Raw genomic sequence first — 23,525 nt, forward strand, 5'->3', positions numbered from 1 at the left:
ATTATACAATAAAAGGTGTCCTTTTTGGTTGTTTATCCAGAAAAAACAGTGATTTTTCTTTCAATAAGGGAATTCCCCATTCTGCTGGATGCGCTCTCGGCAAAACGGGGATATTATTTTCTAAAAGCGAAATCTCTGTTCATGCGTTTGTCGTGTTGAGAAACACGCTCCGCGAGAGTTACACATCAAAACAGCTTCCCCCCACAAACTCCCTGAGGATCGAATTCTTCGGAATATCCTCAATCGGCACCCCGACAAAATAATCCAGGAACTTCAGCAGCCGCTTCGCCTCCTGGTACTCCGGCTCCCCCTCCTCAATCTGGAACAGCAGAGGCTCCGCATACAGCTTCAGAACCGAAAGCTCATACACCAGTGCCGAATTAAACATCACATCCGCCTTCTCCTGGTTCGGAAAAATATTCCGGTCCTCGCCGCGGCGCACCGACGGCCACATCGCAATCGTCTCCTTCGCCGACGTTGCCCGCGTCCGGCTGTCGCGCACCATCCGCCGGATCAGACGCCCGTCCGTCGTCGGAATCCGGTTGTGCTCATCCACATTAATCTGCGTCAGCGCACTGATATAAATCCGGAACTTGCTCTCCGCCGGAAGCGACCACGTCAGCTTCTCATTCAGCCCGTGGATGCCCTCCAGCACCAGCACATCCGTCTCCTTCATCTGGATAAAATTCCCCTTGTACTCGCGCTTGCCCGTCTTAAAATTAAAATACGGCAGCTCCACACGCTCTCCATTCAGAAGCTTCGTCATATCCTGGTTCAGCAGATCAATATCCAGTGCCTCCAGGCACTCAAAATCATACTCCCCATTCTCATCCCGCGGCGTATCCACCCGGTTCACATAGTAATTGTCGAGACTGATCGGATGCGGCGTCAGCCCATGCGCCGAGAGCTGGATCGAAAGCCGGTTGCAGAACGTCGTCTTGCCGGAAGAGGATGGACCCGCGATCAGCACAAACTTCACCGTCTTTTTCTCCGCAATCTGCTCCGCAATCTTCGCAATCTTCTGCTCCTGCAGCGCCTCCGCAATCAGCATCATCTGCTGGATATTTCCCTTTGTGATGCGCTCATTCAGATCCGCAACCGTCGAAATTCCCATCTGCTCGCCCCATCGCTCCGATTCCCGCTGTACCTGGAATACCTTCGGCGAGAGATTCGACGCCGGCACCGTCTCCGGAGCCTTCTTCTCCGGCATCTGCAGCACGAAACCATCATCGTACAGATAGAGATCAAAATACTTCAGATAACTCGTATCGTACGTCATAAATCCATAGTAATAATCTTCAAAATCCCCGAGACTGTACAGATTCACCCGGGAAACACGACGGTAGCGGAACAGGCGGTCCTTATCCGTCATGCCGTGCAGCCGGAACCGCTCACGTGCCTCGTGCGTATCCACGCTCCGTTTGTAAATCGGCACCGCCTTTTCCACCTGATCCTTCATATAAGCCTTCACTTCATCGAGGAATGCCTGATCCAGTGTGATATCGCCGTCGACCGTATAGAAAAATCCCGATCCCGCCGAGAAATGCAGCATCACATGGCGGATCTTATCGTAGCCGCCCACATGGTACACCGCTTTCACCAGCAGCAGGGAGAGGCTTCTCTGATACGTCTTGTGTCCAATCTCATCTTTTGTCGTCACAAATTCCAGTTCACAGTCTTTCTTGAGTTGCTTGTGTAGCTCCCTCAGCCGTCCGTCCACCTTCACCAGGACAATCGGCGCATCCATATCTTTCTCAAAATCCTTCGCAATCTCGTAATAAGAGCAGTTTTCCGGATATTCATATTCTTTTCCATCAATTGTTACCCGAATCAATTGTAATTCCTCCTTTTCACGAAACTTTCTGACAATTCAGAAGTGAAAACAAAGGCGCGCCCGAAAATCACAAAACCTTGAAATTTTCAGACACGCCCCCTAATAAAACACTGTCGTTATATCGTATGGAACCGTGCCAGTGCACGTTCCAAGATCTCTTCTTTCTCTTTCAATTCACCCAGACGCTGCACCGCCTTCTCGCCCGGATTGCCGGAGAGCTGTTCGATCAGCATCCCATTCTGCTTCTGCTGCTTTCGCAAATATTCCAGAAGCACCGGATTCTGGTTTTCCAGAAGGCGCGGCCCATAGAAAAGCTCTTCTGCCTTCAGTTCTTCTCTTTCTCCCGGCACTGCCCGCAGAATCGGATAGTATTTTCCATCCTCCTCCACGAAATTCTCCTGTGCAAGGTAAAATCCGTGCTCCAGCAGCCATGCGCGCACGCGGTCGATATCTGACTGCGGCTCCAGAATTAACTCACCAAAGCCGGACAGCAGCGGCTCACCCTCACTTAAAATCCTTACGGTGAGCCCGCCGCCCATGCCCGCGATGAGGAGAGAATCCCCCTCCCCCGCCTGCAGGGCATAAAGGCCATCGGAAAGCCGTGTTTCTATGTAGTCCCCCATATTATACTGCGCGATATGCTCCCTGGCCCGCTCTAACGGTCCGCGGTTCACATCCATGGCGATTGCGGAGGAAATCTTCTTCTGTTCCAGCAGCGCAATCGGCACATAGCCGTGATCCGTTCCCACATCGACCAGGCAGCCGCCCGGGGTGACAAATTCCGCTACCGCGGAAAGTCTTTTTGATAACTGCATGTCTTTTCTCCTGACCGAAAACTTAGTCCAGATAATCTTTCAGTTTTCTGGAACGGCTCGGATGGCGGAGCTTTCGAAGCGCTTTTGCCTCGATCTGGCGGATACGCTCTCTTGTAACGTTGAACTCTTTACCAACCTCTTCGAGGGTTCTCGCACGGCCGTCATCAAGTCCGAAACGGAGACGCAGAACCTTCTGCTCACGGTCGGTCAGCGTGCTTAACACATCCTCAAGCTGCTCTTTCAGCATCGTAAATGCTGCCGCATCTGCCGGTACCGGCACATTGTCGTCCTGGATGAAATCGCCGAGGTGGCTGTCCTCTTCCTCACCGATTGGTGTCTCGAGGGAAACCGGCTCCTGAGAAATTTTCAGGATCTCACGGACACGCTCTACGGACATGTGCATCTCCTCTGCGATCTCTTCCGGAGTAGGTTCGCGGCCTAACTCCTGCAGTAACTGACGGGAAACGCGGATCAGCTTGTTGATGGTCTCTACCATATGAACCGGAATACGGATCGTTCTCGCCTGGTCTGCAATCGCTCTTGTGATCGCCTGGCGGATCCACCAGGTTGCATAGGTGGAGAATTTGTATCCCTTGCGGTAATCGAATTTTTCAACCGCTTTGATCAGGCCTAAGTTACCTTCCTGAATCAGATCCAGGAACAGCATGCCGCGGCCGACATAACGTTTTGCAATGGAAACAACGAGACGAAGGTTGGCCTCTGCCAGACGTTTTTTCGCGTCCTCATCGCCCTCTTCCATTCTCTGTGCCAGCTTGATCTCTTCCTCTGCGGAAAGAAGCGGCACTTTACCGATCTCTTTTAAGTACATGCGGACCGGGTCCTCAATGCTGACGCCTTCCGGAACGGAAAGGTCGATGTTTTCCATATCGATCTCTTCTTCCTCGGAAAGGTCGATGTCATCGTCGTCCAGAAGGAGAAGATCGCGGTCTGCCGCATTTGGATCCTCGGTCATATCGGAGAGACGCAGTACGTCGATACCGCTTGCCTCCAGGTACTCAAATACCTTCTCCATCTGCTCCGCATCCAGCGGCATATCGCGGAAAAAGTCGTTGATTTCCTGATATTCCAGGACGCTCTTTTTCTTCTTGCCGTATGCTACCAGCTCTTTTAATTTTTCCATAAATTTTGCTTTATCGAACTCCATTGACTGTCCATCCTTCCATAGCTTGTATATATTCTGTCCCTGCCCTGCGAAATTAAACACGCAGAACAGAAGATTCCAGGGTTTTTCTTTGGTATCCAGTTTTGCTTAAAAAGTGAATTCCGGAAGTTCCCCTGCTTTCCACCGCTCCAGGCTCTTTTTATCTGCCATCAATTTCTGCAACACCGCCATATCGGTCACATTCATATGCGCCGACTGATATGCAATACTGTTCTCTTTCATATTGCAGATCACATCGTGCAGCGCGCGCCGTTTTTCCTCCTCTGTCTCCAGCGGGATTCTGGCATTAAAAAGGCCCGCAACTTCTTTCTGCTCCTCGGAATCAACAAACTGATTCAAAAGCTTTGCCGGATTTACGCCACCCTCGTGGTACTGCAGCACAATCATCTCTGCAATCTGGTGGTAGAGAGGGGTGGTAAAATCCGCCGGCGTAATATATTTTTCCAGCTTTCCAATGAGCGCCGGATAAGAGGTCATCCACGTCAGCATCAGCTTCTGTGCTTTTTCGACGCCGCCCTCTTTTTCTTTTTTGTTTGTGGCTGTATTCCGCGGCTTTACGCTCTCCGTCCTTCCGGCTCCCGAGAGTGCCATCTGGCCGACCTGCTTGCGCAGTACCTCGACGGCAATGCCGTACTTTCCCGCCACAGCCTCAAGATAGCTGTTCCGCTCGATCTCATCCTCAATTGCTACAAGGCGGCGCACCGCTTCATGAAGAAAATCAGATTTGCCCTGCGGATCGGCAAGGTCAAAGTCACGCTCCTTCATACGGATCTCGTACAGAACGCTGTTTTCCGCCTCCTCCAGCCGTTTTTCGAACGCCTCACAGCCTTCGTGCTGGATAAACTCATCGGGGTCCTTATACGGCCTTAAATTGACGACACGCGTGGTAAGACCGACGCCTTTCAGCATCGGGATCGCACGGAGTGCTGCTTTGACACCCGCCTCGTCACTGTCGTAGATTACAAGGACCTCGTCGGTGTAACGCTTCATGAGCCCCGCCTGCAGCGAGGTGAGCGCCGTTCCAAGAGATGCCACCGCGTTGTTGAAGCCCGCCTGGTGCATGGAGATGACATCCATATAGCCCTCGCAGATGATCAGATTTTTTCTCCGCGAAGAGCGCGCCAGGTTCAGCCCATAGAGGTTGCGGCTTTTGTCGAAGATCTTTGTCTCCGGCGAGTTTAGGTATTTCGGCTTTCCATCCCCCATCACACGGCCTCCGAAGCCGATCACGCGGCTGTTGGCATCCATGATCGGATAGATGACACGGTTCCAGAACTTGTCCTGCATGCCGTGCACCTCGTCCGCCAGAAACAGGCCCGACTGACGAAGGGTTTCATCGTCATACCCTTTTTCTTTTAAGAAACGGTACAGCAGGCTTCCGTACTTATCGGAGTAGCCAAGGCCGAATTTCCGGATCGTATCATCCGAAAGGCCGCGGCCCTTCAAGTAATCGTAGCCCTGCTTTCCGCGCTCGGTGTGGAGCTGGTAATAATAGAATTTCGCCGCCTGCTTGTTGATCTCCAGCAGCGTGTTCTTTAAATCCGCCTGCTCCTTTGCTTCTTTCGAATACTCCATCTGCGGAAGCTCCACCCCGGCCCGGTCAGCCAGAAATTTCAAGGCTTCCACAAACGTGAAGTTTTCGTATTCCATCAAAAATGTGAAAACATTTCCTCCGGCTCCGCATCCGAAGCAGTAATACATCTGCTTTCCGGGGCTGACGGAAAAGGAAGGGGACTTCTCATTGTGGAACGGGCAGAGCCCGAAGTAAGAGCTTCCTCTTCTTGTCAGCTTTACGTAGCCGGATATCACATCTACGATGTCATTTTTCATACGAATTTCTTCCACTAAATCATCGGAATATCGCATTTTTTCCTCCCTGTATCTAATAAACCGCCCAGGCTTTCGGCACGAACAGCTCCTCGTATTTGTGCATGGAATACTGATCGGTCATACCGGCAATGTAATCGCATACCACCTGTGTCTTGTCCTCGCCGCACCCGATCAGATTCCGGTACTCGCGGGACATCTGCTCCGGATGCTCCTGGTAGTAGGTGTAGAGGGAAATCAGCATCTTCTTTGCCTTCTCTTCCTCTTTTTTCGCCTCCGGGTTACGATAGACGTTCGCGAACATCAACTCCCGCAGCATGCGCATGCCCTCGGCAATCTCCGCCGACTGGCGCACATACTCCGTTCCGCGGCTCTGCTCCACAATATCGTGGATCAGCGTATTGAGCCGCTCGCGGCACGTATCGCCAAGAACGACGCGGATCGTAATCGGGATGTCATCCTCGCTTAAAATGCCGGCACGGATGGCATCGTCCATATCGTGGTGGATGTAGGCGATCTTGTCGCAGAGACGCACAACCTGTCCCTCCAGGGTCGACGGTCTTCCCGCCGTGCGGTGGTTCAGAATCCCATCCCGCACTTCCCAGGTCAGGTTCAGACCCTGTCCTTCCTTTTCCAGAACCTCCACGACACGGACACTCTGTTCCGCGTGGCGGAAGCCCCCGGGATGCACCGCATTGAGCGCCGCTTCCCCGGAATGGCCGAACGGCGTGTGCCCGAGATCGTGGCCGAGCGCAATGGCTTCGGTCAGATCCTCATTCAGATTCAGCGCCCGCGCAATCGTGCGGGCAATCTGGGACACCTCAAGCGTGTGCGTCAGGCGGGTCCGGTAATGATCTCCCTGCGCAGCGAGAAACACCTGTGTTTTGTCTTTCATCCTGCGAAAGGCTTTGGAGTGGAGAATCCGGTCCCGGTCTCTCTGGTAGACGGTGCGGATGTCACACTCCGGTTCATATCGGTCCCTTCCTCTGGAATTCCGGCTGTGCGCCGCATAAGGACTCAGCTCCTGAAATTCCCGTTCTTCAAACGATTCTCTCAAGTTCAAACGAAGACCACCTCTTTCCCGGTAATATGCCTGTAACAGTTCTTTTCATTGTCCTCCTATTTCCTATATTCGGTGCCTGATTCCGATTTCCTTTTTTATTTTTCAAATTTTTCAAATTTTTTCAAAAAAAGTGTTGACGACTTACAACTCTGGTGCTATAATACATCTTGTCGTCAGCGAGATGACAAAAACTTAAAGAACATGCGGAAGTGCTGGAATTGGCAGACAGGCCAGACTAAGGATCTGGTGGTCATTGCGATCGTGTGGGTTCAAGTCCCATCTTCCGCATGAAATTTAAAGAACTACATAACGTGCGGAAGTGCTGGAATTGGCAGACAGGCCAGACTAAGGATCTGGTGGTCATTGCGATCGTGTGGGTTCAAGTCCCATCTTCCGCAGAACGAAAACCCTTGTGTATGCAGGGGTTTTTTCCTGTTCAAAAAGAATCAGACCAGACAAAATCCAGATAAAAATTTCTGCTGCTCTTCTTTTTTATTTTCTAAACTATCTTTCTTTCAAAAAAATCAGAGGAAATTCCTTTCCGGATCCCTCTGATTTTTTTATTTTTCTTTTTTTCAGAATTTTCTCTGCAATTTCTGTTTTTACAGGTTCGGTCTTACAATCTTCGGTGTATAGCCAGCCTCTTCCAGCGCTTTGACGATACGGTTCTTGTGATCGGTGCCGAATGCCTCCATTGTGATGCGGAGCTCTACTGCAGCGCTTCTGTTCGTGGTGAAGAACTGGTTGTGGTCCAGTTTGATGACGTTTCCGTTCTCGTTTGCAATCACCTGGGAAACGCGTACCAGCTCGCCTGGTTTATCCGGCAGAAGAACGGATACAGTAAAGATACGGTCTCTCTGGATCAGTCCGTTCTGGATGACGGAAGACATGGTGATAACGTCCATATTTCCGCCGCTTAAGATCGAAACGATCTTTTTGCCTTTGACATCCAGATGTTTTAACGCAGCCACGGTCAGAAGACCGGAGTTCTCGACGATCATCTTGTGGTTTTCTACCATATCAAGGAATGCTACGATCAGCTCATCATCATCCACGGTAATGATCTCGTCCAGGTTCTGTCTTACATACGGGAAAATCTTGGATCCCGGTGTCTGTACTGCAGTACCGTCTGCAATTGTGCTGACTGGAGATACGGTTGTTACCTCGCCTTTTTCAAAGGAAGCCTTCATACAGGCTGCTCCGGACGGCTCAACACCGATGACTTTGATGTTTGGTTTCAGCAGTTTTGCCAGTGTGGAAACACCGGTAGCCAGTCCGCCTCCTCCGATCGGAACAAGGATATAATCTACGAGCGGAAGCTCCTGAATTACTTCCATGGCGATGGTTCCCTGGCCGGTTGCAACGGTCAGATCATCGAACGGGTGAATAAAGGTATAGCCATGCTCTGCCGCAAGCTCGTATGCTTTTGCACATGCCTCATCGTACACATCTCCGTACAGAACAACCTCAGCGCCGTAGCTCTGGGTACGCTCTACTTTGATGAGCGGTGTGGTAGTCGGCATTACGATGACAGCCTTTGCACCGTAGCATTTTGCCGCATACGCAACGCCCTGTGCATGATTTCCTGCCGATGCGGTAATCAGTCCTTTTGCGCGCTCTTCTTCGCTTAAGGTGCTGATTTTGTAATAGGCACCGCGCAGCTTATAGGCGCCGGTCAATTGCATATTTTCCGGTTTTAAGTAGACTTTGTTTCCCGTCTGCTCGCTGAAATATTTGCTGTAAACCAGTTTGGTCTCCTGTGTTACTTTTTTTACGATTTCAGACGCTTCCTCAAATTTCGGGAGTGTCAGCATTTCTTCTGCCATAGTCTTTTCTCCTTGTTGTCTTTTTTAAGCATTCTCTTCGGATGTATGGAACAGTGCATTTACAAACTGGTCTGCATCAAATTTCTGCAGATCGTGGATGCTCTCGCCCACGCCGATGTATTTGACCGGAATATCAAGCTCGGACTGGATGGCAACGGCGATACCGCCCTTTGCAGTTCCGTCCAGCTTCGTCAGAATGATGCCTGTGACATTCGCCACTTCTGCAAACTGTCTTGCCTGCTGCAGCGCATTCTGGCCCGTGGTACCATCCAGCACCACCAGCGTTTCCAAGTATGCCTCCGGGTACTCTTTCTCCAGAATCCGGTAAATCTTGTGGAGCTCTTCCATCAGATTCTTCTTGTTGTGAAGTCTTCCTGCCGTATCACAGATCAGCACGTCCGCATTTCTGGCTTTTGCCGCTGCGACTGCATCGTACACGATGGACGCCGGATCTGCTCCGTTCTGTCCGCCGATGATATCCACGCCGGCACGGTGCGCCCACTCGGTGAGCTGCTCGCCTGCCGCTGCACGGAACGTATCTGCTGCCGCAAGAACAACCTTTTTTCCCTGATCCTTCAGAAGGCCGGCCAGTTTTCCGACGGAGGTCGTTTTTCCGACTCCATTGACACCGATCACCAGCACTACCGATTTCCGGTTTTCAAATTCATAGGCTGTATCGCCTACATCCATCTGTTTTTTGATGCTCTCGATCAGAAGCCGTTTGCACTCTGCCGGATCGGTAATGTGCTCTTCTGCCACCCGCTCTTTTAAGTGGTCAATAATTTTGGTCGTTGTATTGATGCCGATATCTCCCATGACGAGAATCTCCTCGATCTCCTCATAGAAATCGTCATCAATGTTGGAATAGCCGCTGAAAATAGAATCAATTCCAGCTACAATGCTGTCTCGGGTCTTCGTCAGGCCGTTGACAAGACGTTTGAAAAAGCCTACTTTCTCCTCCGCCATACCGTTCGCCTCCCTTTATCTTTTCTATCTTACTTCTTTCGTATTGTATCTTATTCGTTTCTATTTGTCCAGTTCTCCCTCGATCAAATCGACAGAAACAAGGGCAGAAACACCCTTCTCCTGCATCGTGATGCCATACAGACGGTCTGCCGCCGTCATCGTACCGCGCCTGTGGGTAATGACAATGAACTGGGTATTTTTTGTCAGCTTGTGCAGATACTGCGCAAAACGCGTTACGTTGGAATCGTCGAGCGCCGCCTCGATCTCGTCGAGCAGACAGAAGGGGGACGGCTTCAAGTTCTGAATTGCAAAAAGCAGTGCAATCGCGGTCAGCGCTTTCTCGCCTCCGGAGAGCTGCATCATATTCTGCAGTTTCTTTCCCGGCGGCTGGGAGATGATGCGGATACCTGCCTCGAGCACATCCGTGTCCTCCTCGAGCTCCAGCGTTCCCTTTCCGCCACCGAACAGCTGGCGGAACACGCGGTCAAACTCTTTCCGGATCTCCTCGAATTTTTCCGTGAACTGCTTGCGCATACCGGCATCCAGCTCATCGATGATGCCCTGCAGTGTTTCCGCCGCTTTGACAAGATCGGTGTGCTGTGCATCAAGAAATGCGTGACGCTCCGAAATCTCTTTGTACTCCTCAATCGCATTCACATTGACAGAGCCAAGTTTCCGGATCGCATCTTTTACTTCCAGCACACGCCGCTTTAATTCACTGCGCTCCGGAATCTCCTCCATCTGGAACTCTCTTGCGTGGCCCGGTGTCACTTCGTACTCTTCCCAGAGATACGAGGTCTGTGCCTCTTTTGTCTCCTCCAGCTTTTCTTTCTGGCTGTTCAGACGGAAGCACTCTCTGTCCATCAGGGAAATCTGGTCGGAGAGCTGATCCCGCTTCTCGAAAAATTCTTTGTGATCTGCGCTTAATGCTTCTTTTTTCTCCTGCAGTTCCACAATCCGGCGGTCTTCCTCTTCTTTTGCGTGCACTGCCGCTACAATCGTCTTCTGGATCTCCACGATGTCCTGCTGTTTCTTTTTGACGTCGTCTTTTTCCTCCGCCGCTTTTTCCAGCATGGTGCGGCTTTCCGCTTCCAGTTTTCCCGTCTCTTCCTCAAGACGGCGGATGTTCTGGGCAAGGAATCCATCCTTCTGGGACAGATTTGCGTAATTTAACCGGATTTCTTCAAGATCCTTCGTGTACTCTGCTTCCCGGCGGCGAAGCCCTGTAAGCGCCTCCTGCGCCTTTTGGATGTTCTCCTGCAGCGTGCTTTCCCGCTCCACCGATTCCTGCATTTCCTGACCGATGACTTTTCTGTTCCGCTCAATCTCGGCGATCTGATTTTCAATTTCAAGGCTCTCTTTCTGCAGCGTCTCAAAATCCAGACGGATTTCCGTCTTTTTCTCGCGCGCTTTTTCCAGATTCAGGCGCACCGTATTCTGTTCGATGTACTGCCGCTGCAGTTTTTCATTCAGCTCGGTGCGGAGATCGCGGATTTCATTCCGTTTATTTTTCTTCTCTTCAAGTTCCTGCTGGATTTCCCGCAGTTCCTTCGCAAGACCCTGTACGCTCTTTTCGAGCTCCTCGATCTCACGCCGTCTTCCGAGCAGGTTGCTGTTGTTCCGGAACGAACCTCCTGTCATGGAACCGCCCGGGCTCAAGAGCTCGCCCTCGAGGGTTACCATGCGGAGCGTCTGACGGTATTTCCGCTGGATCACAATGGCATGGTCGATCGTGTCGACCACCAGCGTTCTTCCAAGAAGCTGTGCCACAAGACCCTCATACACCGGATCATACGAAACAAGTGCATTTGCCACGCCGAGTACGCCGGTTTCTCTTGCCGCCTCTTCATTTACCTGCGCTTTTTTCCCGCGCATACTGGTGAGCGGAAGGAACGTCGCACGGCCGAAATGGCCCCGTTTCAAATATTCAATCAGGTATTTCGCCGTCGCCTCATTGTCGGTGACGATATTCTGAATGCTGCCGCCAAGTGCCGTCTCGATTGCCGTCTCGTACTTTTTCTCTGCCTGCAGAAGATCCGCCACAACGCCGTGAATGCCGGGATTCCGCTCTTTCTGCTCCATGACCTTCCGAATACTGTTTCCATAGCCGTCGTACCGCTCGGTGATGTTCTTTAAGGATTCGAGCCTTGACGCTTCTCTGTGGTAATTGGTCTGGCCGGCTTCCATCTCTTTCGTCTGGTTCGAGAGATCCACCGTCAGCGCGGTAATCTTCTGATCTGCCTCCTGGTACTGCTGTTTCAGGCTGCTTACCGTCTCTTCGAGCGCTTCAAACGCGTTCTGCAGTTCTTCCATCTGCCCGTTCTGTTCGGACTCGCTCGTCTTTAAATGCAGCACCCTCTGGCTTAATTCTGCCTTTCGGATGCCGATCTGTTCGAGCATCGCATCGTAGCGCTGCATTTTTCCCTTCGTGGAACCCCGCTGGTTCAGAAGGCCGATGACTTCGCTTTTATCCTGTTCACTCTGCAGCTCGACTGCCTGGATCTGCTCCTGACATTCCGAGAGAGCGGCCTCTTTCTCACTCTTTTCCGTCTCTGACGCAAGAAGTGCTTCATGAAGCCCGTCCTTTTCTGCCTGATATGTATTTTTTTCTGCCGTCTTTGTGCGGCTCTCCGCGCGGATCGTCTCCAGACGTTCTCTTAATGTGTCGCTGTTCCTCTCCGATGCATGAATCTGCTCGTTCAACACCTCGATCTGGTTTTCGAGCTGCTGGCGTTTCAGTGCATTCTCACCCGCCTGATCGCGCGCAGAAAGAATCGTCTGGTCCAGTTTTTCCTGCTCCTGTTCCAGCTTTTCATACTCCTGCTTCGTATGCTCAAAAGCCTCTTTCGTGCTCTTTAACTGCTCTTCTGCAATCCGGTACCGGTCTTCTACTTTCGCGAGATCGTTCCGGATGCGCTCCATCTCGAGCAGAAACATATTAATATCAAGGATCTTTAATTCCTCTTTCTTCTTTAAATAAATCTTTGCCGTCTCAGACTGGCGTTCCAGCGGCTCTAACTGCCTTGTCAGTTCCGAGAGAATGTCGTTGACGCGCACCAGATTCCGCTGCTCTTCCGCCAGCTTCTTTTCGGTCACGGCCTTTCTTCTCTTGAATTTGACAATTCCTGCCGCCTCGTCAAACAGCTCCCGGCGCTCTTCCGGCTTACCGCTTAAGATCTTATCGATCTGACCCTGTCCGATGATGGAATAGCCCTCTTTTCCGATACCGGTATCGTAGAACAGCTCGTTGATGTCCTTTAACCGGCACGATGCGCCGTTCATCAGATACTCACTCTCGCCGGAACGGTAAAGCCGTCTCGTCACCGTGACTTCCTCAAAATCGACGTTCAGCTTGTGGTCGGAATTGTCAAGGGTAATCGCAACCGACGCGTAGCCGAGCGGCTTTCTCGTCTCAGTTCCGGAGAAAATAACATCCTGCATATTTCCGCCGCGGAGCTGCTTGGCGCTCTGTTCGCCGAGCACCCAGCGCACCGCATCGCCAACATTGCTCTTTCCACTGCCGTTCGGTCCTACAACACCGGTAATACCGTCGTGGAACTGCAGAATGGTTTTGTTGGCAAACGACTTAAATCCCTGCATTTCAATGGATTTGAGATACATAATTCACCTACGCTTTTTTTCTGGCAAGAATTGCATCGTATGCCGCTGCCTGTTCTGCCGCTTTTTTCGTTCTGCCCTTTCCGGTGCCGAGCGCTTTCTTTCCGACGCTGACCTGTGCCCAGAAGCTCTTGTCGTGATCCGGTCCCTCTTCTTTTAAGATGGTGTAGACAATCTCTTCATCCGTCTCACCCTGGATCAGCTCCTGCAGAATCGTTTTGCTGTCGTAGAAAAGCTGTTTGTGTTCGATATCGTTTAAGATATAGTTCAGAACGAACGTTTTTGCCGGTTCAAAGCCGCCGTCCAGGAAAATCGCACCGATCGTCGCCTCCATGGCATCCGAAACGATCGAATCGCGGTGACGGCCGCCGGTGGCCTCCTCGCCCTTTCCAAGGAGCAGAAAGCTGCCAAGGTCAATCTCACGGGCACAGAATGCCAGTGCCGGTTCGCAGACGAGGCTGGCGCGTTTTTTCGTCATCTCGCCCTCCGGAAGACGCGGGAATGTCTTGTATAAAAATTCGCTGGATACAACTTCCAGCACGGCATCTCCCAAAAACTCCAGACGCTCGTTGCACTCCAGGCGCTCCATGTGGTGCTCGTTTGCGTAGGAAGAATGGCGCATCGCCATCTCCAGCAATCCGAAATCCTGAAATTTATACTGGATTTTCTTTTCCAAATCCACGAGTTTATCAATATTATTCATAACCTGTTTTAAGCCTTTCCTTCCTCATGGTTACCGTTTGCAGAGACTCTGCAGACGGTAACAAAGGGGCTGTCCTGTAGCAAACAGCCCCTTCGCCATTTTCTATTATTCTGCCAGTTTCTTTTTGATCGCTTCCACCGCATCCTCAACCGATACAATGTGCTCTGCTTCTTCTGCTTCGATCCGGATATCAAATTCTTCTTCAATTCCCATCACAATCTGAAATACATCCAGGGAATCCGCTCCCAGATCATCTGCAAAGGTTGTCTCCATGGTTACTTCATTCGGATCTACGTTTAATACATCCGCAATGATCTCCTGTAATTTTTCAAACTCCATCTTTCGCTGCCTCCCTGCTGCTCTTATAGTCTGCCAGATGCTCCTGCACTTTCTGCGGAATCTTCTCCTCGCTGAACGAAATGCACTGGAGAATGGAATTTTTAAACTCGTTGGCTTTTGAGCTTCCGTGCGTCTTTACAACGAGTCCCTTTAAGCCAAGCAGCGGCGCTCCGCCGTACTCACTGGCATCAAAAGACTTCAGTGTCTCTTTCAGCGCCGGTTTCACAAGAAGGGCTCCGATTTTGCTGCGCAGAGATGTCATCATGCCCTGTTTTACCTTGGAAATCAGGGTCGCGCCGACGCCCTCATACAGCTTTAAGATAACATTTCCGACAAACGCCTCACAGACAACAACATCTGCGGCTCCGTTTGGAATTTCTCTTGCTTCGATACTGCCCACAAAGTTGATATACGGGTTTTCTTTCAGAAGCGGATACGTCTCTTTGACGAGCGCGTTTCCTTTTTCTTCTTCCACACCGATATTCACGATTCCCACCCGCGGATTTTTAATGCCGACAACGTGTTCCATATAGATGGAACCCATCATGGCAAACTGCACCAGATGGGACGGTCTTGCATCAACATTCGCACCGCAGTCGATCAGAAGGGATACACCGTCTTTCGTTGGGATCAGCGGAGCCAGCGGCGGGCGCTCTACGCCCTTAATGCGTCCTACGATCGTCTGTCCGCCGACCAGGACTGCGCCGGTGCTCCCTGATGAGACAAACGCGTCTGCCTCTCCGTAGCGCACTTTCTTCATGCCGACAACGATCGAAGAATCTTTTTTGTGGCGGATCGCATTGACCGGCGGCTCTCCCGTCTCAATGATCTCGGTTGCCGGAACGATCTCAACCCGCTCCTTCGGGTACATATATTTCTGCAGTTCTTTTTCGATGACATCCACCTGGCCGACCAGCTGGACTTTGACGCGTTCATCTGCGTTTACGGCCTCAACGGCGCCTCTTACCGGCTCCACAGGCGCATAATCGCCGCCCATCGCGTCCACTGCAACTCTGACTAAGTCACTCATGTTTTTTCCTCTTTTCTCTTTTCTAAAGCGCGTTTGAAAACTCTTTTTCTTTCAAAAAACCGTTTTCAACCACGCTCTAAAAGCACTTATGCAAGTGCTGTATTAACTATACTAAACTCCTTTGCAAAAATCAAGCATAAATGCCCTCCGCTGTTTTCTCCTGCAGAACAAACAGGAGCGGAAGAACCCCGCTTTCTTGCAGAATCCATCCACTCCTTTTTTTCTTTTCAGATATCCTTGAAAATTCTTTTCAAAATCTTCTTTTTAAGAAACTTTTGCACCATCAGAGCCAAGTTCTTTCCCGTCTACGGTTGTGTCATGTGCCATTTGGCCGCTGTCTTCTAGATAATACTCTTTTCCATCTACCGTAATCCAGCCGGTCTGCATCTTGCCGTCATCCGCCAGATAATACCAAGAGTCTCCGTCTTGAAACCAGCCGGTCCGCATATAGCCGTTCCCATCGAATGCATACCAGAATCCGCCGATATTTTTCCATGCGGATGTCGGATAACTGCCGTCATTGTTTTTGTACCACCACCCTGTATCATCCTGAATCCACTGTCCAGCCGGAACGACAGTTACCTGTGCAACGGTACTTGTCGCCATCGAAACGGTTTTATCAACCGTATTTGTTGCTACAACATAGTAATAATCTGTTCCCTCTGTTGTAGTATCCGGCACATACGTTGTGTCTGTCGCACCCTCGATCAGAGTTCCGCCTCCATTGGAATTGACGTTGTTTTTATACCACTGATACGTCACCGTGCCGCCGCTGGAAACCGTTGCTTCACAGGTCAGCTTTCCATTGGTACTTCCAGACTCTATTTCCAGACTCTCCACCGGATTCACTGTAAAAGCCGGCTTTTCCAGACTGGCATCCACATGAACAGCATCGCTGTCCTCTTTTGAAATATCTACACTGGCCGAAGACGAAACCGTCGTCGTGGTTCCCATCATTTTATCCATCAGACTGTCTGTGGAACATCCTGAGAGGAATACTACACTGCACATGCATGCTGCCAGAAACATTACTCGTCTATTCTTCATATGCTTTGCACTCCTTTTTATAATTGTTACGAAAATGTTGCAATATTATTTCATTTTTCAACGAGACCATTATAGCACATCCCAATGCATCGCGTCAAATCTTTTATATGCGGCCTACGGAAACGCAAAAAAGCTCCCGGATACCGGGAGCCTCTTCGTTGCATTGCAAATCGGAATCGATCCAGCGGATCAATTCCGACTGATGGATATTAGTCCATTGCAACGACTTCTTTTTTGTTGTAAGAACCACAAGCTTTGCAAACTCTGTGCGGCATCATAAGAGCACCACATTTGCTGCATTTTACAAGGTTCGGAGCAGACATTTTCCAGTTTGCTCTTCTCTTATCGCGTCTTGCTTTGGAAGATTTATTCTTAGGACAAATGGACATAGTTACACCTCCTTAAATTTGCTGAATATATCTTTGATTGCAGCCATTCGGGGGTCTAGCCCTGTGGTATCACAATCACAGGTCTGAATATTCAGATTCGCACCACAACGGCTGCAGATTCCTTTACAGTCATCTTTACACAGCACTCGAATCGGCCATTGGACTATGAGCTCATTACGAACCAGCTCTTCCACATCGAGCTCGTCTCCCTCCACAAACGAAGAGTCCTCTTCTTTTTCCTCGCGTTCTTCCTCTGACAGATTCAGATCAATCTGCAGATCGAACTCGAGCTGGAATGGAGTCGCTACCGGTGTCAGGCATCTTGCACATGGAATCTCCATTGTAAGGTCTGCGCTACCGGTGATCGTGATCACACGATTGCCTTCATGCGTAAGGCCAAGGATAACAGGATGTTTTTCGATTACCCGATAGTCCTGCCCGCCGATCGAAAAAGTTTCGGATGTAAGCGGAATTTCATACTTTTCGGACTTTCCGTCCTGCGCAAATAACTTGGTCAGACTGATTTTCATATTGTTCTCCTAATCACACTTTACCAATTATACCCGGGAAGGTAAGAATTGTCAACTGCTTTTTGAATTATTTTTTATTTTCCTTTTACTAACTCTACGGTCTCCTCGCAGATTGCGATTTCCTCGTTAGTCGGGATCACGCATGCGGTAATCTTGGAGCCTTCTTTAGTGATGATCTTCTCAACGCCGCGGCAGTTATTTGCCTCAGAATCGAATTCCAGACCCATGAACTCAAATGCTTTGCAGATGGTCTCACGAAGCGGAATAGCGTTCTCGCCAAGGCCTGCGGTGAAGGTGATCACATCTACGCCGCCCATAGCTGCGATGTAGGAACCGATGTATTTGATGATGCGGTAAGCATATGCTTCCAGACAGTTGATGGCATCCTGATTGCCTGCCTCTGCTGCTGCAGATACATCACGGTAATCGCTGGAGATGCCGGTCATGCCGAGCATACCGGATTTCTTGTTCAGAATGTTCAGAACCTCGGATACGGTCAGGTTCTCTTTGTTGCACAGATACTCAACAAAGGCCGGATCGATATCTCCGGAACGGGTTCCCATGATCACACCTTCGAGCGGGGTAAGACCCATGGATGTATCTACACATTTGCCGTTCTTTACAGCGGAAAGAGAGGCACCATTTCCCATATGGCATACGATGATCTTCAGATCGTTATAGTCTTTGCCAAGGAACTCTGCGGTTCTCTTGGATACGAATTTATGAGAAGTTCCGTGGAAGCCGTATTTACGGATTGCATATTTTTCATAGTACTCTTTCGGAATACCGTACATATATGCTTTCGGAGGCATGGTCTGATGGAATGCGGTATCGAATACTGCTACGTTCGGAACGCCCGGCATCAGTTTCATGCAGGCATTGATTCCCATCAGGTTTGCCGGGTTGTGCAGAGGACCAAGGTCAGCGCACTCCTCGATAACTTTGATTACTTCGTCATCGATGATAACAGAGTTTGTGATCTTCATTCCGCCGTGCAGAACGCGGTGTCCGATGGCATCTACTTCTTCCAGGCTCTTGATGACGCCGCTCTTCTCGTTTACCAGAGCGTCCAGAACCATCTGGATTGCCTCTACGTGTGTCGGCATTGCTGCTTCTGTTACCTCTTTTTCGCCGTTCTTTGGCTCATAAACGAGGCGTCCGTCGATACCGATTCTCTCACAGAGTCCTTTTGCCAGGACGTCACGGTTGTCGTAATTGATCAGCTGGAATTTCAGAGAGGAACTTCCGCAGTTTACTACTAATACGTTCATTTCTAAATTCTCCTATTTCAAAAATTCTTTTTAAAACTTCTGGCCGGCCTGTGTTCTCCGCAGCCGGCCAGAAAACCGCTTGTAATTGATTTTTTCGTGCTTACTGTGCCTGGCACTGTACAGCAGTGATTGCTACAACACCAACGATATCCTCTGCGGAGCATCCGCGGGACAGATCGTTGACTGGAGCTGCGATACCCTGAGTCATCGGGCCGTATGCTTCTGCTTTTGCCAGTCTCTGTACCAGTTTGTATCCGATATTTCCGGCATCCAGATCCGGGAAGATCAGAACGTTTGCTTTTCCTGCTACTTTGCTGTCCGGAGCTTTGGATGCGCCTACGCTTGGAACGATAGCGGCATCAAGCTGCAGCTCGCCGTCGAGAGCGAGATCCGGGTTTGCTTCTTTTGCAATTCTGGTAGCCTCAACAACTTTGTCTACATCAGCATGTTTTGCACTTCCTTTGGAGGAGTGGGAAAGCATAGCAACTCTTGGCTCGTTTCCTGTCAGCATGCGGTAGGACTCTGCGGAAGACTCTGCGATTGCAGCCAGCTCTTCCGGATTCGGGTTCTGATTCAGACCGCAGTCACCGAATACGAATACACCGTCATCGCCGTACTCGCAGTCCGGAACTACCATCAGGAAGAATGCGGATACGAGTTTTGTGCCCGGTTTTGTCTTTAAGATCTGCAGGCATGGACGTAAGGTGTTTGCGGTAGAATGGCAGGCACCGGAAACAAGTCCGTCTGCATCTCCCATTTTAACCATCATAACGCCATAATATGTATAGTCATTCAGGATGGTCTCTCTTGCTTTCTCCGGAGTCATGCCTTTCTTTGCACGAAGCTCTACCAGCTTATCAACATAAGCCTGTGTTTTCTCGTTTTTCTCTGGATCTACAATAGTAGCTTTGGAGATATCCAGTCCCTCGCTGCCTTTCTTTACTGCCTCTTCGCTTCCGATGATGATCAGATTTGCAAGGTCCTCTTTCAGGATCTGTGCAGCAGCCTCATATGTTCTTCTGTCTTCTGACTCCGGCAGTACAATTGTTTTCTTGTCTGCTTTTGCTCTTGCTTTAATTGTGTCAATAAATCCCATGATCTTTTGACTCCTTTCGATAAATTTACTCGATATTCTCATTGTAGTACGCTTTTTGTCCTCGCGCAAGTATAAAATTCAAAACAACTGGACAAAAAATCCAAAACGGATGGATTCTTGCATTCCTTTTCTGTTTTTGTTACGATAGGGCTATGTGATCCGCGGTTCCTCTCTGTTTGGAATCGTGCTATTTTTTTCGAAAGAAGGTACGTTTTATGACTATTACCGCAGTCATTGCAGAATATAATCCTTTTCATAACGGCCATGCTTATCAGCTGGCAAAAGCCAGGGAGCTGACCGGGGCGGACTATCTTGTCGTGATTATGAGCGGCGATTTCGTCCAGCGCGGCGCACCTGCCGTTCTCGATCAGCACGACCGTGCGGAGCTGGCACTTCTTGGCGGCGCGGACCTTGTGCTGCAGCTTCCGTGTCACTTTGCGCTCGGCAGTGCGCAGCATTTTGCACGCGGGGCGGTATCACTTCTTACTGCGCTTGGCTGTGTAGACTATCTCTGCTTTGGCAGCGAATACGGCAACACCGCGCCGTTTCTGGAGCTCGCTGATGTTCTGCTCCGCGAACCGGAGGAATACCGCGAACTGCTCTCCGGTCTGCTCCGGAACGGGCTTTCGTTCCCGACAGCGCGCGCACAGGCACTTTCCGCTTATTTTTCTGACAGTGCTTCCTTCTCTTCGCTTTCAAAAGAAGAACTTGATACCTTTTTAAAAGAACCAAACAATATTTTAGGCATTGAATATGTCCAGGCACTTCTGCTGTCACAAAGCCGCATCCGGCCGGTAACGATCCGCCGGGAGGGCAGCGGTTACCACGAAGGAGCGCTTTCCACCCAGGCACTCCCTTCTGCTACAGCAATGCGGAATCTTCTTTTTTCCAATCCGCATAAGGATCCGGAACTGTCCGCGCTCGCCTCCTGCATGCCGGAATCAGTCTATCCCGCTTTCCAGGACGCCGTCACCGCACACGGCCTGCTTTCCAGCGATGATTTCAGCCTGCTCCTCGCCGCGCGGCTCCTCACAGAAACGAAGGAATCCCTTTCCTCTTATCTTGATCTTTCGCCGGACCTCGCCAACCGTATCCTCCGCCTGCGTTATGCATGTTCCTCATTTTCAGAATTCGCCATGCAGCTTAAAACAAAGGAAATGACGTATACCCGCATCAGCCGCGCCCTGATGCATCTGCTTCTGAACCAGAAAACATTGTACCCGGCCGGCTATAACCGTGTTCTCGGTTTCCAAAAAAGTGCCGGTGCATTGTTAAAAGAGATTAGAAGACGTTCTTCTCTGCCGCTCATTACCAAGGCAGCCGACGCCCCGCGTCTTCTTACCGGCGATGCACTTGCCGCCTTTGAGAGTGATATACAGGCCTCTCTTTTTTACGAGACTGTCCGTTCTCACAAAACAGGGACCCCGTTCGTCCATGAATACACAAAAAAGCTGGTTCTGTTATAGAACCAGCTTTTTTCAGCATCAGCTTCTGCTTATATCGTAAACGGCGAAAACTGAGTACCTTTTTATCAGCTTTCACCGTTTACGTTTGAGTCGTCACGCTGAACTGCTCCCTTCTATAGCAAGACCAGAAAATAACGGAAAAAAGGCAGTGCGGTTCTGCCGTGCTGCCTTTTTTCCGTTATTTTCTGGTCTTTACGCATGGGAAAGCTCTGGAAAGTAAAGCTTTTCACTCTCAATCCTTTTAAGCTGTTCCCCTAAACCGTCAGCCGGACGGTACACAGCTCCGTAGTCAGGCCGCGATATGTTCCGCGGATATACCCACTGCCGCTGCAACAGGTGTGGTTGGGCAGGGGAATGTTGGTGTCGTTTGCGTCTAACAGGGGAGGATCGGGGTTCATCTGTACGTTTTCAAAGACGGTTCCCACGATGTCCGGAGCAATGGCATCGAAGGTCTGCCGGTCACTCTGCTCTTTGGTCTTGCCCTGTACCATCTGCCCAAGGCCGAGGATCACGCCACCGATGACAATCAGCACAAGGTTGCCACCCAGGATGATACCTGCCACAGCAATCACCACTCCAAGCAACGAGAGAATTTTTCCACTCAGCTTGCCGCCCTTGCTCTTGCGCAGCTCCTGCTCCAACTGTTCGTCTGTCCTGTTCGTTTTCTGCCCTGTCATATTCTTCTCCTTCTTCCCCTTCAAACTGAAAACTGTGCCATAAAGTATACCAACAAAATCATACTTATATCATGAATGTTCTTTCACATACTGCAGGAATTCCGGTGTCTTTGACCAGTATTTTACACCCCAGTTTTCAAAATTCCATTCTTCCATGTAATCGTTACACTCGAAATCAACATAATATATTTCTTCGTTATGTACAACAAAGTTCGTTGGAAAATAATCAATATTTGTATTGGTAGCATATAACAGCGCACACATTCTATGCAATTGCCCGATATAATCAGTTTTCATCTTGTCTTCTAAAATCAACTGATAAATCGTGTCACCATCAATAAACTCCTTCAAAATACGTTCATTTTTTACATCTGTTTCAAGCATGGCAGGCATCTTTATTCCGATTTCTTTCAATTTCTTGTAATCCCTGATTTCTGCCTCAAGTTTGTTTCCGAACTGATAATAATCACAAGGTTCATGATGTATCTGCTTTAAAACATAGCTGTTATTTCCGGACTCTGCCAAATAAGAATATCCACCTTTACCTTTTCCCAGCAATTTAATTATTGTATAGCTTTTCCCATTTACGGTCATTTCTTTATTCATTTGTTTTCTCCTTTCTGGCAATCGAATCTGTCACTGCATCATCGATCGGATCGCTGTTACTGCCTTCAAGCATACCAAGTTCTTTCCATTTCCTGATATATTCCATGCTGTCCATCATGCCTTCCGTGTCACTGACATTTGCTTTCCCCGACAGATAATCCTTCCGCCACTGTCTTCCATCCAGCGAGCTTAAAAATCCGGTATCTGCAATATTGCATAAATACTGGAAACCATATCCCGGATACTGGATCTGAGGCAGGCATAACTGAACCCCGGCTTTCTCTGCTTCCTTCGCAAGCTGCTCAAGTTCCCGGAAAGACTGTGGCAGTGTCCAGCCATGTTTTTCCAATAACGTCTTATTATAGGTGATACCAAAACAGTTATACGCAGACGGAAGCATATAGATTGCCCCATCATCGGATACCTCTTTTAAACGGGATTCTACATAATTATCTGTGAAAGCATAACCCGAAAGGTCAAGCATTCTGTCACTGAGATCCTGCAGTTCCGGATCATAAAGGGAAAGTGTACAGATATCCGGCAGATCATTTTCCTCCAGTATTGTGTTCAGATACACCGTTGTATTTGCTCCGCTGTACGGAACTACTTCCAGTTCAATCTCCGGATAGGTTTTATGCACTTCTTCTATAAAGCTGTCCACATCCAGATATGGAGCCATAAAGGTAATTGCTTCGTGTTTCTTTGATGTTCCATCTGTGTTCCCACATCCTGTCAGTCCTGTTGCTGCTATACATGCCAAAATAAAACATACACTTTGTACTTTTTTGATTTTCATATTTATTTCCCGTCTTTCTGCGAAAGCCACCAATGCGCCATGAAACGTGTTGGTTACCTTCACTTTCTATTTTTGTTCCCTTCTGATATGATGGTTCCATAAGACTGACACACTACAGAACACGTGGAGGTGAGTGGCGGGGCTGTATAGCGGCAACCTCGCATATTTATATGTTGTCGGTCATCCGTTAAGGCATCAATGAGTGGCGCATAACTGTAGCCCGGAAACTTATCTCTTCCGAAGTCGACTCGATCTCGCCGGATGACCAGTCACTGTCCGTTTTATCCTTATTCTATCAGGAGATAGTTACTTGTCTTTTAAAATTTTTAAATTTAACTGCTGTGGACTTGATGTCCACAAAACATGGATTTATGCCTGTATCGGTATCACGGATTCCAATAATCGTACAGAGTATAAGCAGGCTCGCTTTTCTTCCTTTTCTA

Annotated in this window: 20 protein-coding genes, 2 tRNA genes and 1 pseudogene; 4 read left to right on the forward strand and 19 right to left on the reverse strand. The window is 49.6% G+C overall.

Translation table 11 applies throughout. The annotated features are described in order from the left end of the window. Positions 1–178: 178 nt before the first annotated feature. From ACY2VT_RS12310 to ACY2VT_RS12330, 5 genes are all read right to left on the reverse strand, one after another. Positions 179–1,834 carry a nucleoside kinase gene (locus ACY2VT_RS12310; protein ID WP_461880093.1) on the reverse strand — a complete coding sequence of 552 codons (1,656 nt, stop codon included), beginning with the start codon at positions 1,832–1,834 and terminating at the stop codon, positions 179–181. A gap of 116 nt (positions 1,835–1,950) precedes the next feature. After that, positions 1,951–2,649, reverse strand: a complete 699-nt coding sequence (locus tag ACY2VT_RS12315) for a tRNA (adenine(22)-N(1))-methyltransferase (RefSeq protein ID WP_461880094.1) — start codon at positions 2,647–2,649, stop codon at positions 1,951–1,953. A gap of 22 nt (positions 2,650–2,671) precedes the next feature. Then, a complete protein-coding gene (rpoD, locus tag ACY2VT_RS12320; RefSeq protein WP_055218884.1) occupies positions 2,672–3,814 on the reverse strand; it encodes an RNA polymerase sigma factor RpoD in 1,143 nt (380 codons plus the stop codon). Positions 3,815–3,919: 105 nt separating this feature from the next. After that, complete coding sequence (gene dnaG / locus ACY2VT_RS12325; protein WP_461880095.1) at positions 3,920–5,698, reverse strand: DNA primase; 1,779 nt, start codon at positions 5,696–5,698, stop codon at positions 3,920–3,922. 16 nt (positions 5,699–5,714) lie between these two features. Next, positions 5,715–6,722 carry a deoxyguanosinetriphosphate triphosphohydrolase gene (locus ACY2VT_RS12330; RefSeq protein ID WP_461878292.1) on the reverse strand — a complete coding sequence of 336 codons (1,008 nt, stop codon included), beginning with the start codon at positions 6,720–6,722 and terminating at the stop codon, positions 5,715–5,717. 203 nt (positions 6,723–6,925) lie between these two features. Between ACY2VT_RS12330 and ACY2VT_RS12335 the strand changes: the two genes are divergently transcribed. Both ACY2VT_RS12335 and ACY2VT_RS12340 read left to right on the forward strand, forming a co-directional pair. Next, positions 6,926–7,010, forward strand: a tRNA-Leu gene (locus ACY2VT_RS12335). A gap of 25 nt (positions 7,011–7,035) precedes the next feature. Beyond that, positions 7,036–7,120: transfer RNA gene (locus ACY2VT_RS12340), tRNA-Leu, on the forward strand. 204 nt (positions 7,121–7,324) lie between these two features. Here ACY2VT_RS12340 and ilvA read toward each other — a convergent pair. The 11 genes from ilvA to pta all read right to left on the reverse strand — a co-directional run bounded on the left by ilvA (position 7,325) and on the right by pta (position 19,537). Continuing rightward, positions 7,325–8,536, reverse strand: a complete 1,212-nt coding sequence (gene ilvA, locus ACY2VT_RS12345) for a threonine ammonia-lyase (protein ID WP_055219017.1) — start codon at positions 8,534–8,536, stop codon at positions 7,325–7,327. 36 nt (positions 8,537–8,572) lie between these two features. Continuing rightward, positions 8,573–9,514, reverse strand: a complete 942-nt coding sequence (gene ftsY, locus ACY2VT_RS12350) for a signal recognition particle-docking protein FtsY (protein ID WP_461874642.1) — start codon at positions 9,512–9,514, stop codon at positions 8,573–8,575. Between the two features lie 60 nt (positions 9,515–9,574). Continuing rightward, positions 9,575–13,135 (reverse strand): chromosome segregation protein SMC, encoded by a 3,561-nt coding sequence (smc, locus tag ACY2VT_RS12355; protein WP_461880096.1) that lies wholly within the window; start codon positions 13,133–13,135, stop codon positions 9,575–9,577. A 7-nt stretch (positions 13,136–13,142) separates the two neighbouring features. Continuing rightward, entirely contained in the window at positions 13,143–13,835 is a 693-nt protein-coding gene (gene rnc / locus ACY2VT_RS12360) for a ribonuclease III (protein ID WP_055218876.1), read from the reverse strand. Positions 13,836–13,940: 105 nt separating this feature from the next. Further along, the gene (acpP, locus tag ACY2VT_RS12365) at positions 13,941–14,174 is read right to left on the reverse strand and encodes an acyl carrier protein (protein WP_461880097.1); all 234 of its coding nucleotides are present in this window, start codon (positions 14,172–14,174) and stop codon (positions 13,941–13,943) included. Next, a complete protein-coding gene (gene plsX / locus ACY2VT_RS12370; protein ID WP_461869442.1) occupies positions 14,164–15,204 on the reverse strand; it encodes a phosphate acyltransferase PlsX in 1,041 nt (346 codons plus the stop codon). Before plsX ends, acpP begins: the two co-directional genes overlap by 11 nt. A 264-nt stretch (positions 15,205–15,468) precedes the next feature. Further along, the gene (locus tag ACY2VT_RS12375; protein ID WP_242998459.1) at positions 15,469–16,251 is read right to left on the reverse strand and encodes a hypothetical protein; all 783 of its coding nucleotides are present in this window, start codon (positions 16,249–16,251) and stop codon (positions 15,469–15,471) included. Positions 16,252–16,460: 209 nt separating this feature from the next. Then, on the reverse strand, positions 16,461–16,640 hold the full coding sequence (rpmF, locus tag ACY2VT_RS12380) for a 50S ribosomal protein L32 (protein ID WP_022462729.1): 180 nt from the start codon (positions 16,638–16,640) through the stop codon (positions 16,461–16,463). Positions 16,641–16,642: 2 nt separating this feature from the next. After that, positions 16,643–17,170, reverse strand: coding sequence for a YceD family protein (locus tag ACY2VT_RS12385; RefSeq protein ID WP_055267341.1), 528 nt, complete (start codon positions 17,168–17,170; stop codon positions 16,643–16,645). Between the two features lie 74 nt (positions 17,171–17,244). Continuing rightward, entirely contained in the window at positions 17,245–18,441 is a 1,197-nt protein-coding gene (locus ACY2VT_RS12390) for an acetate kinase (protein WP_022462727.1), read from the reverse strand. A gap of 100 nt (positions 18,442–18,541) precedes the next feature. After that, the gene (gene pta, locus ACY2VT_RS12395) at positions 18,542–19,537 is read right to left on the reverse strand and encodes a phosphate acetyltransferase (RefSeq protein WP_461880098.1); all 996 of its coding nucleotides are present in this window, start codon (positions 19,535–19,537) and stop codon (positions 18,542–18,544) included. Between the two features lie 215 nt (positions 19,538–19,752). On the opposite strand from pta, the gene ACY2VT_RS12400 reads away from it, so the two are divergent. Further along, positions 19,753–21,003 (forward strand): nucleotidyltransferase family protein, encoded by a 1,251-nt coding sequence (locus tag ACY2VT_RS12400; RefSeq protein ID WP_461880099.1) that lies wholly within the window; start codon positions 19,753–19,755, stop codon positions 21,001–21,003. Between the two features lie 254 nt (positions 21,004–21,257). Here ACY2VT_RS12400 and ACY2VT_RS12405 read toward each other — a convergent pair whose 3' ends face one another. The 3 genes from ACY2VT_RS12405 to ACY2VT_RS12415 all read right to left on the reverse strand — a co-directional run bounded on the left by ACY2VT_RS12405 (position 21,258) and on the right by ACY2VT_RS12415 (position 23,046). Then, complete coding sequence (locus ACY2VT_RS12405; protein ID WP_461880100.1) at positions 21,258–21,680, reverse strand: hypothetical protein; 423 nt, start codon at positions 21,678–21,680, stop codon at positions 21,258–21,260. A gap of 69 nt (positions 21,681–21,749) precedes the next feature. Beyond that, complete coding sequence (locus tag ACY2VT_RS12410) at positions 21,750–22,286, reverse strand: hypothetical protein (RefSeq protein WP_461880101.1); 537 nt, start codon at positions 22,284–22,286, stop codon at positions 21,750–21,752. Next, positions 22,279–23,046: an ABC transporter substrate-binding protein gene (locus tag ACY2VT_RS12415; protein ID WP_461880102.1), complete on the reverse strand. Its 768-nt coding sequence runs from the start codon at positions 23,044–23,046 to the stop codon at positions 22,279–22,281. Before ACY2VT_RS12415 ends, ACY2VT_RS12410 begins: the two co-directional genes overlap by 8 nt. A gap of 346 nt (positions 23,047–23,392) precedes the next feature. On the opposite strand from ACY2VT_RS12415, the pseudogene ACY2VT_RS12420 reads away from it, so the two are divergent. Next, positions 23,393–23,525, forward strand: a pseudogene (locus ACY2VT_RS12420) (IS110 family transposase); the annotation flags it as partial.

Origin of the sequence: Fusicatenibacter sp. (assembly GCF_050872605.1) — a bacterium.
Taxonomy (GTDB): Bacteria; Bacillota; Clostridia; order Lachnospirales; family Lachnospiraceae; genus Fusicatenibacter.

Excerpts from the sequence above, each read along its gene's own strand:
- ACY2VT_RS12315 (WP_461880094.1), bottom strand. The coding sequence starts at position 2,649 with ATGCAGTTATCAAAAAGACTTTCCGCGGTAGCGGAATTTGTCACCCCG.
- ftsY (WP_461874642.1), bottom strand. The coding sequence starts at position 9,514 with ATGGCGGAGGAGAAAGTAGGCTTTTTCAAACGTCTTGTCAACGGCCTG.
- ACY2VT_RS12390 (WP_022462727.1), bottom strand. The coding sequence starts at position 18,441 with ATGAACGTATTAGTAGTAAACTGCGGAAGTTCCTCTCTGAAATTCCAG.
- ACY2VT_RS12385 (WP_055267341.1), bottom strand. The coding sequence starts at position 17,170 with ATGAAAATCAGTCTGACCAAGTTATTTGCGCAGGACGGAAAGTCCGAA.
- ilvA (WP_055219017.1), bottom strand. The coding sequence starts at position 8,536 with ATGCTGACACTCCCGAAATTTGAGGAAGCGTCTGAAATCGTAAAAAAA.
- pta (WP_461880098.1), bottom strand. The coding sequence starts at position 19,537 with ATGGGATTTATTGACACAATTAAAGCAAGAGCAAAAGCAGACAAGAAA.
- dnaG (WP_461880095.1), bottom strand. The coding sequence starts at position 5,698 with ATGCGATATTCCGATGATTTAGTGGAAGAAATTCGTATGAAAAATGAC.
- rnc (WP_055218876.1), bottom strand. The coding sequence starts at position 13,835 with ATGAATAATATTGATAAACTCGTGGATTTGGAAAAGAAAATCCAGTAT.
- ACY2VT_RS12400 (WP_461880099.1), top strand. The coding sequence starts at position 19,753 with ATGACTATTACCGCAGTCATTGCAGAATATAATCCTTTTCATAACGGC.
- ACY2VT_RS12410 (WP_461880101.1), bottom strand. The coding sequence starts at position 22,286 with ATGAATAAAGAAATGACCGTAAATGGGAAAAGCTATACAATAATTAAA.
- acpP (WP_461880097.1), bottom strand. The coding sequence starts at position 14,174 with ATGGAGTTTGAAAAATTACAGGAGATCATTGCGGATGTATTAAACGTA.
- rpoD (WP_055218884.1), bottom strand. The coding sequence starts at position 3,814 with ATGGAGTTCGATAAAGCAAAATTTATGGAAAAATTAAAAGAGCTGGTA.
- rpmF (WP_022462729.1), bottom strand. The coding sequence starts at position 16,640 with ATGTCCATTTGTCCTAAGAATAAATCTTCCAAAGCAAGACGCGATAAG.
- smc (WP_461880096.1), bottom strand. The coding sequence starts at position 13,135 with ATGTATCTCAAATCCATTGAAATGCAGGGATTTAAGTCGTTTGCCAAC.
- plsX (WP_461869442.1), bottom strand. The coding sequence starts at position 15,204 with ATGAGTGACTTAGTCAGAGTTGCAGTGGACGCGATGGGCGGCGATTAT.
- ACY2VT_RS12375 (WP_242998459.1), bottom strand. The coding sequence starts at position 16,251 with ATGAAGAATAGACGAGTAATGTTTCTGGCAGCATGCATGTGCAGTGTA.
- ACY2VT_RS12405 (WP_461880100.1), bottom strand. The coding sequence starts at position 21,680 with ATGACAGGGCAGAAAACGAACAGGACAGACGAACAGTTGGAGCAGGAG.